Genomic DNA, 17,048 nt, shown 5'->3' on the forward strand with positions numbered 1-17,048 from the left:
GACGACGCTCCCGGGTGGCCCCGCTCAGCGCTCGCCCGCCGGTGGGGGCGCGGCGCCGCGCAGCACCAGCGCGCTGTTGAACCCGTCGAAGCCGCGCGCGCCGACCAGCGCGATCCGGCTGCGCGGCGGGCGGGGCTGCCGCAGGAACGTCAGCTCGCAGCCGGGCGCGGGCTCGTCCGGGCCGGCCGAGGCGGGCAGCATCCCGCGGCGGAACGCCAGCAGCGCGGTGGCCGCGTCCAGCGCGGACCCACCCTGGTGCGCCCGGCCGGTCAGCGGCTTCTGGGTGGTCACCGGCGGGGTCCGGTCGCCGAAGACGGCACGCAACGCGGTCGCCTCGGCCCGGTCGTACGCGGGCACCCCGAGCGCGTCCGGCCAGACCACGTCCACGTCGTGCGGGCGTACCCCGGCGCGTTCCAGCGCCAGCCGCAGCGCCCGGGCGTAGTGCGCCGGGTCGGGGCCGGTGGCCGGGTCGGTGGGCGCGGCGTCGTGGGTGGCGGCCCAGCCGGTGATCTCCCCGTAGACGCGCGCGCCCCGCGCCAGCGCGTGTCCCAGCTCCTCGACCACGAAGACCGCGCCGCCCTCGGCCGGCACGTAGCCGCTGGCCGCGACGTCGAACGGCCGGTACGCGGCCTGCGGGTCGGACACGTCGCTGAGCAGGCCGGAGCGCAGCTGGCAGGCGAGCGCGTACGGGCTCAGCGGGCACTCGGTGGCCCCGGCGATCACCACCGGCGTGCCCCGGCGGACGGTGCGCACCGCGTGCGCGAGGCTGTCCAGCCCGCCGGCCGACTCGGACACGGTCACCCCGGACGGCCCCTTGAACTGGTGGCGGATCGACAGCTGGCCCACACTGGCCGCGTAGAACCAGGCGATCGACTGGTACGCCCCGACGGTGCGGGTCGGCCCGCCCCACAGCCGCTGCAGCTCCCGCTGGCCGAACAGGTTGCCGCCGGAGGAACTGGCGAGCGTGACCGCCCACTGGTACGGGTCGGGCGACACCTCGGGCAGCCCGGCGTCGGCCAGCGCCAGCTTGGTGGCGGCGAAGCCGAGGTGGGTCCACCTGTCGGTCTGCACCCGCTGCCGGGTGTCGCTGAACCCGGCCGGGTCGAAGTCGGACATCTCCCCGGCCACCCGGGTCGGGTAGCGCTCCGGGTCGAACAGCGTGATCGGCCCGATGCGCCGGGTGCCGGCCAGCACGGTGTTCCAGTGCGCCTCGGCGCCGATCCCGCTGGGCGCGACCACACCGATGCCCGTCACCACGGCCCGCGCGGTCATGTCGGCACCGCCGCCAGCCGGCGGAACACCATCGCGGACTGGAAGCCGCCGAATCCGCTGCCCACCGACAGCGCCACGTCCACCGGCACCTCCCGCGCCTCGTTCGGCACGTAGTCCAGGTCGCACTCCGGGTCGCGGGTGGTCCAGTTCGCCGTGGGCGGGACCACGCCGTACTCGATGGCCAGCGCGCAGGCGGCCATCTCGATCGAGCCGATCGCGCCGAGCGAGTGGCCGACCATCGACTTGATCGAGCTGATCGGCACCCGGTACGCGGTCTCCCCCAGCGCCCGCTTGAACGCCGCCGTCTCGTGCCTGTCGTTCTGCCGGGTGCCGGAGCCGTGCGCGCTGACGTACGACACGGCCGACGGGGCGAGCCGGGCCTGCCGCAGCGCGTCGCTGATCGCCACCGCCATCTCCGCGCCGTCCGGGCGCAGCCCGGTCATGTGGAAGCCGTTGCTGCGGCTGGCGTACCCGGCGACCTCGCAGTACACGTGCGCGCCCCGGCGGCGGGCGTGCTCGGCCTCCTCCAGCACCAGCACGGCGGCGCCCTCGGCGAGGACGAACCCGTGCCGGTCGGCGTCGAACGGCCGGGAGGCGTGCTCCGGGTCGTCGTTGTCCGGGCTGGTCGCGCCGATCGCGTCGAACGAGGCGACGGTGACCGGGGAGATCGGCGAGTCGGCCGCCCCGGCCAGCACCACGTCGGCCTCGCCGTCGGCGACGAGCTGGTGGGCGTACCCGATCGCGTCGATGCCGGAGGTGCAGCCGGTGGAGATGACCTGCGCCGGGCCGTGCAGGCCGTGCCGGCACGCCACGTCGGCGGCCAGGCTGCTGGGCACCAGCGCCTGATAGAGGTACGGCCCGCCGAGCGCGTGGTCGACCAGCCAGTGCCGGCCGGAGTCGCTGACCCGCACGTACTCCTGTTCCAGGGCCATGGTCCCGCCGACGGCGGTGCCGAGCACCACCCCGGCGCGTTCGCGCTGCGCGTCGGTGAGGACGAGACCGCTGTCCGCGAGCGCCTCGGCGGAGCAGGCGAGCGCGAACTGCACGTACCGGTCGGCGCGCTGCCGCTCGGCGAGCGTGATCCCGGCGGCGTCCGGGTCGAAGTCGCACTCGGCGGCGATCTGCGACCGGAACGGCGACGGGTCGAAGAAGCTGATCCGCCGGGTCGCGGTGCGGCCCTCGGTGATCGTCTTCCAGAACCGGTCCCGGGTGGCGCCGCCGGGCGCGACGACGCCCACGCCGGTGACCACGGTGCGCCGGCCGGTCACGACGGCTCCCGTGGCGGCGGGGCCGCGCTCTCGGTGTCGACGTGGCCGAGTTCCGGGCGGGGGGCGAGCGGTCCGAGATGGAACACCACCTCGGCGGGCTCGTCGCCGGTGTTGCGCAGCCGGTGCCGCACGTCCTTCGGTACGTAGAGCGCCTCCCCGGCGGCGAGCGGCACCGGCACGTCGTCCAGGTCGACGGTGATCGCGCCGCGGGCGACGTAGAGGAACTCCTCGCTGTACGGGTGGTAGTGCTCGGCGATCCGCTCCCCCGGCGCGAGCGTGGCCACGCCCATGAAACCGGAGGTGCTGCCGACCGTCTTCGGGCCGAGCAGCACCCGCAGCTCCCCGCCGCGACGGCGGTCGGCCGGTACGTCGTGGACGGAGACCCGGGCGGTGGTGGTGTCGGTCATCGCGTGCCTCCCGCGTACGCCCGCTCGATCTTTTCCTTGATCACGGCGAGCTGGATCGCGCTGTTGGTGTTGATCCGGTTGGTCATGCCGGCGTTGTCGACCGGCGCGTCGGGCTTCATCGCGAAGTCCTGCGTCCACGTCATCCGGGTGCCGTCGGGGATCTCCTCGTACCGCCAGTGGATGCGCATGTACTCGAACGGCCCGGTCTCGACGCGCCGGGCGTGCACCTCGCGGGTGGCCGGGTCGGCGGTACGTTCGCTGACCCAGCTCCACGCCACGCCGTTCTCGTCGGGGTGCATGGTGAGCCGGAAGCGGACCGTGTCGCCGTCGCGGTGCAGGATCTCGGCGACCGCGTACTCGGTGAACAGCTCGGGCCACCGGGCCACGTCGTTGGTGATCTCCCAGACCAGCGGCAGCGGCGCGTCGATCTCCACCGCGTTCTCGGTGTGCCCGGGCGGATCGGCCTTGCGGGCGACCAGGTCGGCGACGCCGGCGATGCTGAGCTGCCCGGCCTGTTCCGGGATCTTCACCCGCCACCGGTCGGCCACCACCGCGGACAGTTCGAGCAGCGCCAGCGAGTCCATGCCCAGCTCCTCCAGGCTCGCGGCGGGCGTGCTGGCGGCGGCGTCCGGGTCCAGGCCGCAGTGCGTGACCAGGATGTCGGTGATCTCGCGGGCGAGCGGGCGGTCGGGGGCGACTGTCATCGGTTCCTCCAGGTGGTCGGGCCGGCGGCGGGCACGGCGCGAACGGGGGTACGGCCGGCCGGGTCGGCCTCGGCGCGCGGGTCGGGCACCGCCGACCGCAGCCGCGGTACGACGGCGCCGGCGTGGGCGCCGTCGGCCCGCTCGCCGGCCGGGGCGCTGTCGGCGCTCCCGGCGTCGGCGGCGCTCCCGACGGGCCCGTCGGTGGCCACGGCGGGCGGGGTGAGCAGGCGTTCCACCAGGGCGGTGGTGTGCCGGGCGGCCCGGAACGCGGGGTCGCGCAGCACCCGCCGGGCGAACGGAATCGTGGTACGCACACCCGGACCGGCCACGTCGAATTCGGCCAGCGCCCGGTCGAGCCGGTCCAGCGCGGCGTCCCGGTCCGGCGCCCAGACCGCCACCTTCGCCAGCAGCGAGTCGTAGTGCGGGCTGACCAGGTAGCCGGTGTGCCCGTGGGTGTCGACCCGGGTGAACGGGCCGCCGGGCGGCCGGAACCGGTCCAGCCGGCCGGGCGCGGGCGCGAAGTCGCGGTCCGGGTCCTCCACGTTGACCCGGCACTCGATCGCCACGCCGGTCAGCCGGACGTCGGACTGACGCAGGCGCAGCGGGGTGCCGTACGCGATGTGCAGCTGCTCCTGCACCAGGTCCACGCCGGTGACCATCTCGGTGACCGGGTGTTCCACCTGGATCCGGCAGTTGATCTCCAGGAAGTGGCAGCGTTCCGCCTCGTCCACCAGGAACTCCACGGTGCCGGCGCCGGTGAAGCCGACCGACAGCGCGCCGCGCAGCGCCACCTCGGCGACGGTGTCCAGGGTGGCCTGCCGCAGCGCGGGCGCGGGCGCCTCCTCGATCAGCTTCTGGTGCCGGCGCTGCACCGAGCAGTCCCGGGTGCCCAGGTGCACGCCGTTGCCCTGGCCGTCGCAGAGCACCTGAACCTCGACGTGGCGGGCGTCGGCGAGGTACCGCTCGACGTACACCCGGTCGTCGCCGAACGCGACCTGCGCGGCGGCGCGGGTGCGGGCGTACGCGCGGGGCAGCTCCGCGGCCGAGCGCACCACAGTCATGCCGCGCCCGCCCCCGCCCGCAGCGGCCTTCACGATCACCGGGTAGCCCACGTCGGCGGCCACCTCCTGCGCCTCGGCGACGGTGGGCAGTGTCCGGACGCTGCCCGGCGGCAGCGGCAGCCCGGCGGCGCTCATCAGCGCCCGCGCCGTCGACTTGTCCGCGAGCGCGGCCATCACCTGCGGCGGCGGGCCGACGAAGACCAACCCGTTCTCCGCGCAGATCTCGGCGAAGTCGGCGTCCTCGGACAGGAAGCCGTACCCGGGGTGGACCGCCTGCGCGCCGGTCTGCCGGGCCGCCTCCACGATCGCCGCCGCGTTGAGGTAGCTGCGCCGGCTGGCCGCCGGGCCGATCCGGACCGCCTCGTCGGCCAGCCGCACCGGCAGCGAGTCGGCGTCGGCGCTGGAGTGCACCACCACGGTGCGCACACCCAGCTCCCGGCAGGCGCGCAGCACCCGCAGCGCGATCTCGCCCCGGTTGGCGATCAGCACCTTGTCGAACATCAGCCGTCCTGTCCGGTGACCGGTTCCAGGGCGATCAGCGGCTGGTCGTACTCGACGGGCTTGCCGTCGTCGACAAGCACCTCGACCACCCGTCCGGCCTGGCCGGCGGTCACCTCGTTCATCAGCTTCATGGCCTCGACGATGCCGACCACCTGGCCCGGGCGGACCACGTCGCCGACCGCGACGAACGGCATCGCCCCGGGCTCGGGAGCCCGGTAGAACGTGCCCACCACCGGCGAGCGCACGGCCGGCCGGTCGACCGGCGGCGCCGTCTGCCGGGCGGGCTCCTCGATGCGCGCGCCCACCGGTTCGGTCCCGGCGCGCGGCGCCGGCGCCGCCGGGTCGTGCCACTCGACCTCCAGCACCGACTCGCCGCTGCGCAGCCGCACCCGGCGTACCGGCCCGGCCAGGTCGGCGACGAGCTTGCGGGCCTGCCGGCGCAGCCCGTCGAGCACCTGCTCGGACTCCACGTCGGCCATCACGCCACCTCCGGCCGCTCGGCGGCGCGCGCCGTCGCGGCGGGACCGGCGGTGGCCGAGCGGGCCGCCCCGAAGCGGCGGAACCGCTGACGCCGTCGGCGGACCAGCGTGGCGGGAGGCACGGTGAGCAACGGGGCGAGGTTCGCCGCGACCGCCCGGCGCAGCAGCTCGGCCGCGCCGGCCGGGTCGGCGTGCGCGGCCGGCCGCGGCTCCGGCACCAGCTCGTCGACCACGCCGAGGCGACACAGGTCGGCGCCGGTGAGCCGTAACGCGCGGGCCGCCTGCGGCGCCGCCGAGCTGTCCGGCCAGAGGATCGCGGCGCAGCCCTCGGGGCTGATCACCGAGTAGACCGCGTGTTCCAGCATGAGCACCCGGTCGGCGACCGCGAGCGCGAGGGCGCCGCCGCTGCCGCCCTCGCCGGTGACCACCGCCACCACCGGCGTGGGCAGCACGGTGAGCGCGAGGATGTTCTCCGCGATCGCCGCCGCCTGGCCCTGCTGCTCGGCGGTCACCCCCGGATCCGCGCCGGGCGTGTCCACGAGCGTCACCACCGGCAGCCGCAGCCGCGCCGCGAGACGCATCAACCGCAGCGCCTTGCGGTGACCGGCCGGGCTGGCCATGCCGAAGTTGCGGGTCACCAGCTCGGCGGTGGTGTGCCCCTTCTGGTGGCCGATCACCATCACCGGCCGGCCGTCGAGACGGGCGATGCCGCCGACGACGGCGGGGCAGTCCGCGCCGAGCCGGTCCCCGTGCAGCTCCACGAACCCGTCGAACGCGGTCTCCAGATAGTCCAGTGTGGTCGGGCGGCCCGGGTGCCGCGCCGTGCGTACCGTCTCCCACGGGTCGCGGTCCGGCGCGGCGGCCACGGTGCTCACGGCCGGCGCCGGGCGCGGCGCGGGCGCACCTGCCGGCGCGCGGCGGCCGGAGTGGGCGGCGGCGAGCAGCGCGGCGAGCCGGCCGCGCAGCGCGTGCCGGGGCACCACCATGTCCACCTGGCCGTGGCGCAGCAGGTACTCGGCGGTCTGGAAGCCCTCCGGCAGCGTGGCGCCGGTGACCTGGCGGATCACCCGGGGGCCGGCGAAGCCCAGCCGGGCGCCGCTCTCGGCGAGCACCAGGTCGGTGTTTGTGGCGAAGGAGGCGGCCACCCCGCCGTACGTGGGATCGGTGACCACGCTGACCGTCAGCAGACCCGCCTCGCGCATCCCCGCGAGGGCCTGGCTGACGGTGGCCATCTGCATCAGCGACAGCGCGCCCTCCTGCATCCGCGCGCCGCCGGACGCGGTCACCAGCACCAGCGGGACGTCGTCGGCCAGGGCCCGCTCGGCGGTCCGGGTGATCAGCTCACCGACCGCGCAGCCGAGGCTGCCGCCGAGGAAGCGGAAGTCCATCACCGCCAGCGCCACCGGGTGCCCGCCCACCCGGGCGGTGCCGCAGAGCACCGCCTCGTCCAGGCCGGTCGCCGCGCGGGCCGCGCCGAGCCGATGCGGGTACGGCAGCGCGTCGACGAACTCGATCGGGTCGACGCGTACCGCCCGGTCCGGCAGCGGCGTGAACGAGTCCGGGTCGGCGAGCTGCGCCACCCGGTCCGGCGCGTCGAGCCGGGCGTGCGAGCCGCACTCCGGGCACACGTCCAGGTTGCGGCGCAGCCGCTTGCGGTAGAGCAGCGAGGCGCACCCGTCGCACCGGGACCACAGCTGCTCGTCGCGCGGCGCGGTGGTGGTCACTGAAGCCGCCCGGCGGCGTCGTGCAGGTGGGCCGGGGCGTCGTACCGGTAGAAGCAGTGCGCCATCGCGTCGCGGGGCGAGCGCCAGGTCGGCAGGTACGGCGAGATGTACGGCCGCAGCCGCTCGCTGATCCGGATGAACTCCGGGTGCCCGCGGTTGTCCTCCACCGCGCCCTGCGCCGGCGTCTCCGTCTCCAGCAGATGGACGTAGAGATCGTGCAGCCGGTACAGCGAGCGGTGCCGCACACCGACCAGGCCGGGCAGCTCGGTCGCGTCGGACTCGGCGAAGATCTCGGCCACCCGGTCCTCGGCCGTGGGCACCACCTTGGCGACGATGAGCGAACGGTCCATTCGCGGCCTCCCTGCGTACGTCCCGGTGCGCGGCGAACCGGTCGCGCCGCACGGATTGCCACACGGTGCCGCCAGGGCCGTCTACCGGGCGTCAACCGCACCCCATCGCGCCACAAACATGGTGACGCTGCGTTGACGGGAGCTGTGCGTGAGCTATGGGAAGATCACCTTCCGGATTCCGGGCGGCGACACTTTTTCGCAGATCACAGGCGTGTTACGGGTCCGCGCCGGACGGTCAGGTGGCCGACCGACCGTTGACTGAGAGTAACAGGCATTGATATTCTCCGTCTCGGTCAGCCCGGCCACGGTGGAGGTTCCGGACCGTGGTGGAGGCGTTCCGACACCGGCGTCGCGGGCGACGGGCCGGGAGACGACGGTCGGGACGAGGGTTCCGGTGCTGGGGGGTGCGCCGTGTCGGGTGGATCGAGGATGCCGACGGCGGGCGAACCCGCCCCACGGGTGGCACTGCACCTGCTCGGCGGTTTCCAGTTGCTGCACGAGGACACTCCGGTGGTCGTACCCCGGGGGTTGCAGCGCGTCATCGCCCTGATCGGCCTGCGCCCGGCCGCCACCCGCAGCCACCTCGCCGGTCTGCTCTGGCCCGAGACCCCCGAGGAGCGAGCGCTGTCGTCGCTGCGGACCGCGCTGTGGCGGCTGCGGCAGGACCCGTGCTGCCCGCTGCGCACCGACGGCGACACCGTCCGCCTCGGACCGACCGTCCGCCTCGACGTGGACGACCTGGTGGAGACGGCCACCCGGGTACGCGAAGGCGCAGTCCCCCGCGGCGCCGCCGGCGCCGGACGCCACGACCTGCTCCCCGGCTGGTACGACGACTGGGTGCTGCTGGAACGCGAACGGCTGCGCCAGCTGCGCCTGCACATGCTGGAGGAACTCGCCGGCAACCACCTCACCGCCGGCCGGCACGGCGAGGCGCTCGAGGCCGCGCTGGAAGCGATGGCCGCCGAACCGCTGCGGGAGACCCCGCACCGCCTGGTGGTCCGCATCCACCTGGCCGAGGGCAACGCGTTCGAGGCGGTCCACTCCTTCTACGTCTACCGTGACCTGCTCCTGCGCGAACTGCGCCTGGAACCGTCCCCGGCCATGACCGCGCTGCTGGACGACACGCTCGCGCCGATCCGGCGGGCCAGCCGCCCGGAACCGCCGCCGCCGCGCCGCACGGACCGGGCCGCCAAGGCGGCACCGCCATCAATCCCCCGGGGTACGCGGTGACGGCGAGGTGACAGCGCGACCGGCACGGTGAGCCCAGCACCGCGCGGCAGAGGGGGTCACACGATGAGTCGACTGTTGGTGGTCAGCCGGATCGTGCCGGGCGCACAGGGACGGGTGGCGCAGATCTTCGCCGAGTCCGACGCGACGGAACTGCCCCACCTCACCGGCGTGCGGCACCGGTCCCTGTACTACCTGCACGACCTGTGCGTCCATCTGATGGAGACCGTCGACGTGGCGCCCGACCTGACCGCGGAACTACGCGACCACCCGCTCTACGAGCAGGTGAACAAGCGGCTGTCCGCGCACACCTCGCCGTACCTGCCGACCTGGGACTCGCCCCGGGACGCGGTGGCCGGCTGCTTCTACAGCTGGACCGCCGCCGGCACCCCTGCGCCCGACCGGATCCGCTGACCGGACACGGGCGACGGACGGGGCGCCCCGGAACCACGCACGGCACCCAGGTTCCGGGGCGCCTCCCGGCCGTGCACCATTCGATTCCCGACGCACGCTCGGTCACTCGCCGGCCACCGGCGGACACCACCCGTCCCGCAGTCGCGCCCCGGCACCAGCCTGCCTGTCGTCGTCGGCGCGCGTGTGCGAAGCTGCCCCGAGTCTTTCGCCACCGTCGTGCACGTACATAGAAGGAGGTTGGCCATGCCGTCGAGCTTCGGGCAGTGGCTGTTCGTGATCCTGGCCCTGCTCATCGGACTGGTCGCCGGCTGGGTGCTCTTCGGCCGCCGGCCCGGCGCCCCGGCGACGCCCACGGTGGAGGGCGCCCCCGCGGTGACCGCCACCGTCGACGAGCCGCGTCCGGTCGCCGTGGTCGACGAGCCGCCGGCGACCGCCACCGTGACCGAGCCCGCCCCCACCGAGTCCGCGACCGCCGAACCGGCCGTAGCCACCGCCGAGCCCGTTGCCGCCGAGCCCGTCGTGTCTGAGTCGGTCGCTGCCGAGCCCGTCGCCGCCGAGCCCATTGGGTCCGAGCCCGCTGCCTCCGAGCCGGTCGGGTCCGAACCGGTCAGCGCCGAGCCCGTCGTTTCCGAGCCCGTTGCCTCCGCACCCGTTGCCTCCGAGCGGGTCGAGTCCGAGCCCGTCGGTGCCGAGCCGGTGTCGCCCTCGGCCGACGCCGAGCCGGTTGCCGCGCCCGTGGCCGACGCCGAGCCGGCTCCGGCCGTCGTTGACTCCGACTCGGTGACGGTTCCGGCCACCGTTGACGCCGAGCCGGTGGCGGCTTCGGCAACCCTCGCCGAGGACGAGCCCGCCACGGAGAAGCAGCCCGCGGTCGGCACGGCCGTCGACGCGCCGGCCACCGAGGCCGCGCCGGTCGAGGCCATCGAGCCGGTCGCCGTGCCCGCGCCGCGTACTTCGGTCGAGAATGTCCCGGCCGCGGCGGACACCGACGCGTCGGACGACTTCCGGCGAATCCAGGGCATCGGGCCGAAGCTGGCCGCCGCCCTGCAGGACGCCGGGATCCGCACCTACCGGCAGCTCGCCGAGCTGGACGAGGCTGCACTGCGGCAGACGGTGAAGGCCGCCGGCCTGCGCTCCGCGCCGGGTCTGGCCACCTGGCCGCAGCAGGCGAAGGTGCTGGCGGGTGCCGGCGCTGAGGCCGATCGGGTGCTCCCGGCCGGTGCCGAGTAGACGCTCCTCCGTGTTCCGGGCCGGTGGTGACGATCGTCGCCACCGGCCCGGCGCGTTTCCCGCCCCACCAGAACCCCGAAGTGGTGACATCACCGCGCGACCATCAACCCCCACCCGGACCGGTATGTCGGAAAACTGACCGCTTGCGGACAGGCATCGCTACGGTCGGTGAGGGGCCCTCACGGCCCGCCGCACGAACCGCCACCCGCAGGAGCATGTCGTGCCCACCGCAGCGCCGGAGCCCGGCCGGCGACCGCCGGTCCGCGATCCGGAGGCGCCGCGCCGGGTGACGCTGCTCGAACTCTTCTTCGACCTGGTCTACGTGGCCGCGCTCGCGTTGATCTCACGGCACCTGGTCGGGTCGGTGTCCTGGGAGCGGGCCGCCGAGTCCCTGGTCATGCTGATGGCGATCTGGTGGACCTGGGCGATCACCACGCTGGTCACCGACATCTACGATCCGCAGCGCACCGAGATCAAGCTGTTGATCGTGGCGGTGATGTTCGGCGCGCTGCTGATGACCACCGCCATCCCGGAGGCGTTCAGCTCCCGAGGGCTGGTGTTCGCCGGCACGTACGTGGCGATCCATCTCGGACGCGGCCTGTTCCTCATGCCCGCCGTACGGCGGCACCCGCAGAGCAACCAGCGGGCCCTGCGCATCTTCGTCTGGTTCGCCGTGTCGGCAGTGCCCTGGCTGGTCGGCGCGCTGGCCGCGCACGGCACCGCACGGCTTTTGCTCTGGTTCGGCGCCCTGGCCATCGACTACCTCGGATTCCGGCTGGCGTACCCGGTGCCGGTCCTGGGCGCGGTGCCGGACTCCCAGCGCAACGTGACCGCCGAGCACCTGTCCGAGCGGTACCAGCAGTTCTTCATCATCGCGCTCGGCGACGCCGTGCTGGTCGCCGGCACCGTGTTCAGCCTGCACCACTCCGAGGTGGAGAACCTGGCCGCCTTCACCGTCGCGTTCGCCACCACGCTGCTGCTCTGGCGCATCTACGTGCACAAGTCCGGTGAGCTGCTGCCGCACGCCATCGCCCGGGCCGCCCAGCCGAGCCGGTTCCTCAACACCGCGCCGTACACGCATCTGATGATGGTGGCGGGCGTGGTGACCACCGCGGCGGGCTTCGACCTGGTGCTGCTGGAGCCGACCGGGCACACGCCACCGGCCTGGCTGGCGGTGATCCTCGGCGGGCCGGCGCTGTTCCTGACCGGGCGGGCCGCCTTCGAGTACGAGGTGTTCAGCCGGGTGTCGTCGTCCCGGCCGGGCGGGGTGCTGGCGCTGCTCACGATCGCGCCGGCCGGGTTGTTCCTCGCGCCGGTCTACGCCTCGGCCGGGGCGATGCTGGTGCTGGCCGGGGTGGCGTCCGCCGACTACCGCCGCAGCCGGGGCCGCCCGCCGGAGGAGCCGATGCCGCCGCACTGAGCGGGCGCCGCCGGTAATCGGAATCGGCCGCGCCGGGCACCAGCGCGCCGTTTGGCGGATCACCCGCCCGGGGTACATGGCCTCCACCTCGAATCCACCACAACCCCAGTGGAGGCAACTGATGCGCGGCACCTCGATATTCGGCGTCCTGGTCGTCATCTGGCTCATCATCGGTGCCATCGCCGCCGGTCAGCGCGGCTACTACGGCAACGACGAGACGAACTGCGCGGAGGCGGGCACGATCCTGGTCACCATCGTGGCCGGCCCGCTGAACTACATCGGCGCCAACCCGAAGGTGGACTGCAAGCTGCCCGAGCCCTCGAAGTAGACCGCCTCCCGGCCCGCGCCCGCCCGGCGAGCGCGGGCCGTTCCGTGCCCGGGGCGCGGCACGCCACCACCCCTAAGGCGTCCTAGGAGGCTGGGTTTGGCCGGGGTTTGCCCGGCGGAGGGGCGGGAACGGCAGCGGTTCGCCGACGACGGAAACGGAGAACCGGGCATGCGGATCGGCTACAAGCTCGCCTCGGAGGCGTTCGGGCCCCGGGAACTCATCCGGCAGGCGATCCGGGCCGAGGAGGTCGGCTTCGACTTCGTCGAGATGAGCGACCACTACCACCCCTGGCTGGAGTCGCAGGGGCATTCCTGCTTCACGTGGAGCGCGCTCGGCGCGATCGCCGCCCGTACCAGCACGCTCGGCCTCGCCACCGGCGTCACCTGCCCCACCGTCCGCTACCACCCGGCGATCGTCGCGCAGGCCGCCGCGACCATGGCGCTGATCTCCGACGGGCGGTTCACGCTCGGCGTCGGCGCCGGCGAGCGGCTCAACGAGCACGTCGTCGGGCAGGGGTTCCCCAGCGTACGGGGGCGGCACGAGCGGCTGCGCGAGGCGCTGGAGATCATCCGGTTGCTCTGGCAGGGCGGCTACCGGTCCTACGAGGGCCGGCACCTGAAGCTGGAGGACGCGCGGATCTGGGACCTGCCCGACGATCTACCGGTGATCGCCGTGGCGGCCAGCGGCCGGGAGTCCGCCGGCCTGGCCGCCGAGCTGGGCACGGGCCTGTTCGCCACCGAGCCGAAGGCGTCCATCGTCGACCAGTACCGCAACGCCGGCGGCCGGGGCCCCCGCTACGCCGAGGTGCCGATGGCCTGGGCCACCGACGAGGAGTCGGCGGTACGCGCGGCGAAGGAGACCAGCCGCTGGGCGGTCACCGGCTGGAAGGTGATGAGCGAGCTGCCGAACCCGGTGAACTTCGACGCCGCCACCACCTGGGTCGAGGACCACCACATCCGCAGCCAGTTCTCCGTCGGCCCGGACGCCGGGCCGCACGTGGAGAAGGCGCGCGCGTACGTCGAGGCCGGCTTCGACCACATCGTGCTGCAGAACGCCGGCCCGGACCCGGACGGCTTCCTCGACTTCTGCGCCCGCGACCTGCTGGCCCGGGTACGCGCCCTCGGGTCGTAGCCGGCGGGTCAGCCGCCGACGTGGATGCCGGGACGGCGGGTGGGATCCGGCTCGGACTTGCGGATGATCTCCCGCACCACCGGCGGCGTGTCGCCCCGGCCGAGGATGAGGTAGCGCAGCAGGTGCGCGATCGGGTTCCCCTCCGACCACTCGAAGTGGCAGTGCGGGCGTACCCCGGTGGCGTCGCGCAGCGCCAGCAGGATCGCGGCTATCGCGTTCGGCGCGGCCGGGCTGCTGGCACGCAGGATCCGGTAGCCGCCGGCCTCCACCCCGTGCACCCGCAGCACCTGGCTGAACTGCGACGGGTCGCTCACGTCGATCTCCAGGAAGAGCACGTCGGCGGCGCCGGGCACCGGGTTCATCGACCGTTGCGCCCGCTCCTTGACCCGGTACTCCTTGACCGACCCGCGCTGCCGCTTGTTGGCGATCAGGTGCAGCCGCCCGTCCCGGGCCACCGACTCGTCGACGAACCGGCGGGCCGCCTCGTCGAACTCGATCCGCTCGGCGCGCAGCTCGGTGGTCCGGGTGACGCGGGAGATCAGCGACACCGCGACGATCCCGGCGATGAAGAACCCGGAGATGGTGATGCCGTCCGGCTTGGCCACCACGTTCTCCGCCAGCGCGTACAGCAGCACGGCGGTGAGCAGCGCGAACCCGGCGCCGGCCGCGCGGCTGCCGGCCCGCAGCGCCGCGATGGTCACCGCTATCGCGCCGGAGACCATCATCGCCAGGATGCCGGTGGCGTACGCGCCGGCCTGGGCGTTGACGTCGGCGGCGAACGCGATGGTGATGGCGACGCTGATCGCGGTGTAGACCAGCACCACCGGGCGGACCGCACGTCCCCACTCCGGCGCCATGCCGTACGACGGCAGGTAGCGCGGCACGATGTTGATCAGCCCGGCCATCGCCGAGGCGCCGGCGAACCAGAGGATGAGGATGCTGCTGATGTCGTAGACGGTGCCGAACGCCTGGCCGAGATGCTCGTGGGCGAGGAACGCGAGCGCCCGGCCGTTGGCCGGCCCGCCGGGCGCGAACGCCTCGGGCGGGATCAGCACGGTGGTCACGAACGTGGTGGCGATCAGGTAGACCGACATGATCAGCGCGGCGGCGGTGAGCAGCCGGCGGGTGTTGCGGATGCGGGCGGCCAGCCGCTGCTCCGGATCGGCGCCGCGGCCGCGCACCAGCGGCATCATGCTCACCCCGGTCTCGAAGCCGGACAGGCCGAGCACCAGCAGCGGGAACGCGAGCGCGCTGGTGGCCAGGACGTCCCCGGGTCCGCCGGCGTCGGCCAGCCGGCCGGTCCAGTCGGCCAGCGGCGCCGGGTCGGCGGCCAGCTCGGCCACGCCGGCGACCACCACCACCGCGTTCAGCGCCAGGAACACCGCCACCAGCGGGATGGCCACCTGCACCGCCTCGCTGAACCCGAGCAGGAACACGCCGCCGAGCACGAGCAGCAGCGCCACGGTGACCAGCACCGCCGCTGTCCGGCCGTGCGGGAACGCGGCCGGCAGGGCCGGGTTCTCCAGCAGGTGCACGCTGGCGTCGGCGGCGGAGAGCGTGATCGTGATGATCCACGAGGTGGCGACGAAGCCCAGCAGCACCAGCACGAAGACCTTGCCGCGCCAGAACGGCAGCAGCCGCTCCAGCATCGCCACCGAGCCCTGCCCGTGCGGGCTCTCCCGGGCCACGCGGCGGTACATCGGCAGCATCCCGAGCAGGGTCAGCGCCACGATCAGCAGGGTGGCCAGCGGACTGAGCGCGCCGGCCGCCACGACCGCGATGCCCGGCAGGTAGGACAGCGTGGAGAAGTAGTCGACGCCGGTCAGGCACATCACCTGCCACCACGGGTGCGACCGGGTCTGGTGCTCCCGTACCTCCGGGCCGACCGGTTCGACGCGGTGGGCGAACAGCCACCGGTGCAGCCGGCCGGGCGGCGGGGCCGGACGGGCCGGGGCGGCCACCCGTTCCGGCAGCTCCGGCACGGGACGACCGGACCGCTCGGCGTGGTCGCCGTGCCGGCCGGCCCGGGCGGCCGCGGCGGCGTGCGCCTCCCGGCGCCGCTCCCGCGTACGCCTGGGCTGTTCCGCGTCCCCCGCCTGCCCCATCTGTTCCCCTTCGTCCCCTGGCAAAGACGGTAGGGGTTGTCCCGGTCGTGGCCCGGCCGAACCGGTCAAAGATCCGCTGCGCCGGCGGTCACCGCGTCGCGCAGCGCGGCCGGGTCGGCCACGGTGACGGTGACCGCCGGGTGCCGCAGCCACGGACCGGGCGCCAGTGCCGGCACCGGCTCGGCGAACCGCAGGCAGACCCCGGCGGCCAGGCCGGCGCCGAAGGTCACCCCGCCGTCGGCCAGCGACAGGTGCGGGCCGATCGCCCGCCACCAGCGGTACGGCCCGCTCAGCTCGGCGCCGGTGACGTTGTCCCTGGTGGTGCGCAGCAGCCAGGGGCCGAACCGGACGAGCAGACCGTCCGGGCCCCAGTCGACCCAGGCCGTGGCGGGACGTACCCCGAGCAGCGCCAGGGGCAGCCGGAAGACCGGGTCGAAGCGGAACGGGAAACGGCGGGTCGGTTCGTCTCGCGGCACGGCGGCGACGTACCCGGTCCGGCGGGGCCGACACCCGCCGGCGGCGTTCCCGCGTCCCGCGCCCGGACGGCGGGACGCGGGAACCCCCCGTCCCGGCTACTGCAGGAACGCCCCGAGGGGCGACAGCAGCAGCCGGCCGAGCAGCGCGGCGTTGTCGTCCAGCCGCGTCCGCTCACACTCGCGGGCCTCCGGGTCGTGGCGGCAGCGCCAGATCTTCTGCGCGTTGCGCCAGGCCACGTTCCGGGTGTACTCCACCAGTTCGCCCTGGTACCAGTCGTCGATGTCACCGTTCACCATGTCGATCATGAGCTGCCAGTTGTCCAGGTAGCCCCGGCGCAGCTGCGGGATCCGCTCGGCGAAGATGTTGTTGATCTCCAGGTAGTCGCGGTGCTGGTCGCTGCCGTCGATCGGCTCGGAGTCCAGGCTGTCGAACGTCGTCACCAGGGCGAACGGCAGGTCGTAGTTGATGTGCGCGTTGACGCCCGCGGCGGCCGAGGGCAGCGGCCGGGCGTCCGGGCCGCGCATCCGCTTGAACAGGCACGCCCACGCCTTCGGCGTGCTCGGGCTGGAGTCGGTCCAGAACCGCAGCGCGTCGAAGTACCGGGCCGCGAACTCCACGTCCAGGCGGGCCAGGAACGCCGGGTCACGGAACCGGTCGTCGTACAGGCCGTCGAGCACCGTGCTGGTGATGACCAGGTAGAGCTTGTTGAAGTCGGCGAGCGGGCAGCTCTCCTCCAGCGGGGGGAGCCGGACCAGCAGATCCTGCAGCTTGGTGAGATGGTCCACGACCGCCGGCACGTCGGCCGGGTGATCGGCGAGCAACCCGACGATGTCCTGGTGCACAGGACCCCAGACCGGTTCGGTCATTTCTCCTCCACGATGGTCGGCGCCCCCACGACGCCACCGGCGCTCCGGCGCACAGCGTGCCAGCCGGCGCCCGCGCGCCGGATC

The 17,048-nt window shown here is 74.2% G+C and carries 17 protein-coding genes; 6 read left to right on the forward strand and 11 right to left on the reverse strand.

Features of this window, described 5'->3' with window-relative positions:
* Nucleotides 1-24 precede the first annotated feature (24 nt).
* The 8 genes from PVK74_RS07695 to PVK74_RS07730 are packed head-to-tail and all read right to left on the reverse strand — an operon-like array spanning nucleotide 25 to nucleotide 7,766.
* Complete coding sequence (locus tag PVK74_RS07695) at nucleotides 25-1,272, reverse strand: beta-ketoacyl synthase N-terminal-like domain-containing protein (RefSeq protein ID WP_274478648.1); 1,248 nt, start codon at nucleotides 1,270-1,272, stop codon at nucleotides 25-27.
* Nucleotides 1,269-2,540: a beta-ketoacyl-[acyl-carrier-protein] synthase family protein gene (locus PVK74_RS07700; RefSeq protein WP_043323617.1), complete on the reverse strand. Its 1,272-nt coding sequence runs from the start codon at nucleotides 2,538-2,540 to the stop codon at nucleotides 1,269-1,271. The genes PVK74_RS07695 and PVK74_RS07700 overlap by 4 nt, the downstream gene beginning before the upstream one ends.
* The gene (locus PVK74_RS07705; protein ID WP_104115207.1) at nucleotides 2,537-2,947 is read right to left on the reverse strand and encodes a cupin domain-containing protein; all 411 of its coding nucleotides are present in this window, start codon (nucleotides 2,945-2,947) and stop codon (nucleotides 2,537-2,539) included. The genes PVK74_RS07700 and PVK74_RS07705 overlap by 4 nt, the downstream gene beginning before the upstream one ends.
* On the reverse strand, nucleotides 2,944-3,651 hold the full coding sequence (locus PVK74_RS07710; RefSeq protein WP_274478651.1) for an SRPBCC family protein: 708 nt from the start codon (nucleotides 3,649-3,651) through the stop codon (nucleotides 2,944-2,946). Before PVK74_RS07710 ends, PVK74_RS07705 begins: the two co-directional genes overlap by 4 nt.
* Nucleotides 3,648-5,213: an acetyl-CoA carboxylase biotin carboxylase subunit gene (locus tag PVK74_RS07715; RefSeq protein WP_187693846.1), complete on the reverse strand. Its 1,566-nt coding sequence runs from the start codon at nucleotides 5,211-5,213 to the stop codon at nucleotides 3,648-3,650. The genes PVK74_RS07710 and PVK74_RS07715 overlap by 4 nt, the downstream gene beginning before the upstream one ends.
* Nucleotides 5,213-5,692: an acetyl-CoA carboxylase biotin carboxyl carrier protein gene (gene accB, locus PVK74_RS07720; RefSeq protein ID WP_043323610.1), complete on the reverse strand. Its 480-nt coding sequence runs from the start codon at nucleotides 5,690-5,692 to the stop codon at nucleotides 5,213-5,215. Before accB ends, PVK74_RS07715 begins: the two co-directional genes overlap by 1 nt.
* On the reverse strand, nucleotides 5,692-7,416 hold the full coding sequence (locus tag PVK74_RS07725; protein WP_064445759.1) for an acetyl-CoA carboxylase carboxyltransferase subunit alpha: 1,725 nt from the start codon (nucleotides 7,414-7,416) through the stop codon (nucleotides 5,692-5,694). The genes accB and PVK74_RS07725 overlap by 1 nt, the downstream gene beginning before the upstream one ends.
* Nucleotides 7,413-7,766, reverse strand: a complete 354-nt coding sequence (locus tag PVK74_RS07730) for a TcmI family type II polyketide cyclase (RefSeq protein WP_043323608.1) — start codon at nucleotides 7,764-7,766, stop codon at nucleotides 7,413-7,415. Before PVK74_RS07730 ends, PVK74_RS07725 begins: the two co-directional genes overlap by 4 nt.
* Before the next feature lie 429 nt (nucleotides 7,767-8,195).
* Between PVK74_RS07730 and PVK74_RS07735 the strand changes: the two genes are divergently transcribed.
* The 6 genes from PVK74_RS07735 (at nucleotide 8,196) to PVK74_RS07760 (ending at nucleotide 13,516) form a co-directional block, all read left to right on the forward strand.
* Nucleotides 8,196-8,996: an AfsR/SARP family transcriptional regulator gene (locus PVK74_RS07735; protein ID WP_104115211.1), complete on the forward strand. Its 801-nt coding sequence runs from the start codon at nucleotides 8,196-8,198 to the stop codon at nucleotides 8,994-8,996.
* A 63-nt stretch (nucleotides 8,997-9,059) separates the two neighbouring features.
* Nucleotides 9,060-9,407 (forward strand): TcmI family type II polyketide cyclase, encoded by a 348-nt coding sequence (locus PVK74_RS07740; protein WP_030504426.1) that lies wholly within the window; start codon nucleotides 9,060-9,062, stop codon nucleotides 9,405-9,407.
* Between the two features lie 243 nt (nucleotides 9,408-9,650).
* Nucleotides 9,651-10,637, forward strand: a complete 987-nt coding sequence (locus PVK74_RS07745) for a helix-hairpin-helix domain-containing protein (RefSeq protein ID WP_274478653.1) — start codon at nucleotides 9,651-9,653, stop codon at nucleotides 10,635-10,637.
* 220 nt (nucleotides 10,638-10,857) lie between these two features.
* On the forward strand, nucleotides 10,858-12,057 hold the full coding sequence (locus PVK74_RS07750; RefSeq protein ID WP_210886108.1) for a low temperature requirement protein A: 1,200 nt from the start codon (nucleotides 10,858-10,860) through the stop codon (nucleotides 12,055-12,057).
* Nucleotides 12,058-12,178: 121 nt separating this feature from the next.
* Complete coding sequence (locus tag PVK74_RS07755; RefSeq protein ID WP_030504423.1) at nucleotides 12,179-12,385, forward strand: hypothetical protein; 207 nt, start codon at nucleotides 12,179-12,181, stop codon at nucleotides 12,383-12,385.
* A gap of 168 nt (nucleotides 12,386-12,553) precedes the next feature.
* Entirely contained in the window at nucleotides 12,554-13,516 is a 963-nt protein-coding gene (locus tag PVK74_RS07760) for a TIGR03557 family F420-dependent LLM class oxidoreductase (protein ID WP_166455926.1), read from the forward strand.
* Nucleotides 13,517-13,524: 8 nt separating this feature from the next.
* Here PVK74_RS07760 and PVK74_RS07765 read toward each other — a convergent pair whose 3' ends face one another.
* The 3 genes from PVK74_RS07765 to PVK74_RS07775 all read right to left on the reverse strand — a co-directional run bounded on the left by PVK74_RS07765 (nucleotide 13,525) and on the right by PVK74_RS07775 (nucleotide 16,964).
* Nucleotides 13,525-15,621 carry an APC family permease gene (locus tag PVK74_RS07765; RefSeq protein WP_043323594.1) on the reverse strand — a complete coding sequence of 699 codons (2,097 nt, stop codon included), beginning with the start codon at nucleotides 15,619-15,621 and terminating at the stop codon, nucleotides 13,525-13,527.
* A 65-nt stretch (nucleotides 15,622-15,686) separates the two neighbouring features.
* Nucleotides 15,687-16,097 carry a hypothetical protein gene (locus PVK74_RS07770; protein ID WP_069088544.1) on the reverse strand — a complete coding sequence of 137 codons (411 nt, stop codon included), beginning with the start codon at nucleotides 16,095-16,097 and terminating at the stop codon, nucleotides 15,687-15,689.
* A 96-nt stretch (nucleotides 16,098-16,193) separates the two neighbouring features.
* Nucleotides 16,194-16,964 (reverse strand): DUF5995 family protein, encoded by a 771-nt coding sequence (locus PVK74_RS07775; protein ID WP_043323591.1) that lies wholly within the window; start codon nucleotides 16,962-16,964, stop codon nucleotides 16,194-16,196.
* Nucleotides 16,965-17,048 lie beyond the last annotated feature (84 nt).

Origin of the sequence: Micromonospora chalcea, assembly GCF_028768405.1 — a bacterium.
Classification (GTDB): Bacteria; Actinomycetota; Actinomycetes; order Mycobacteriales; family Micromonosporaceae; genus Micromonospora; species Micromonospora chalcea.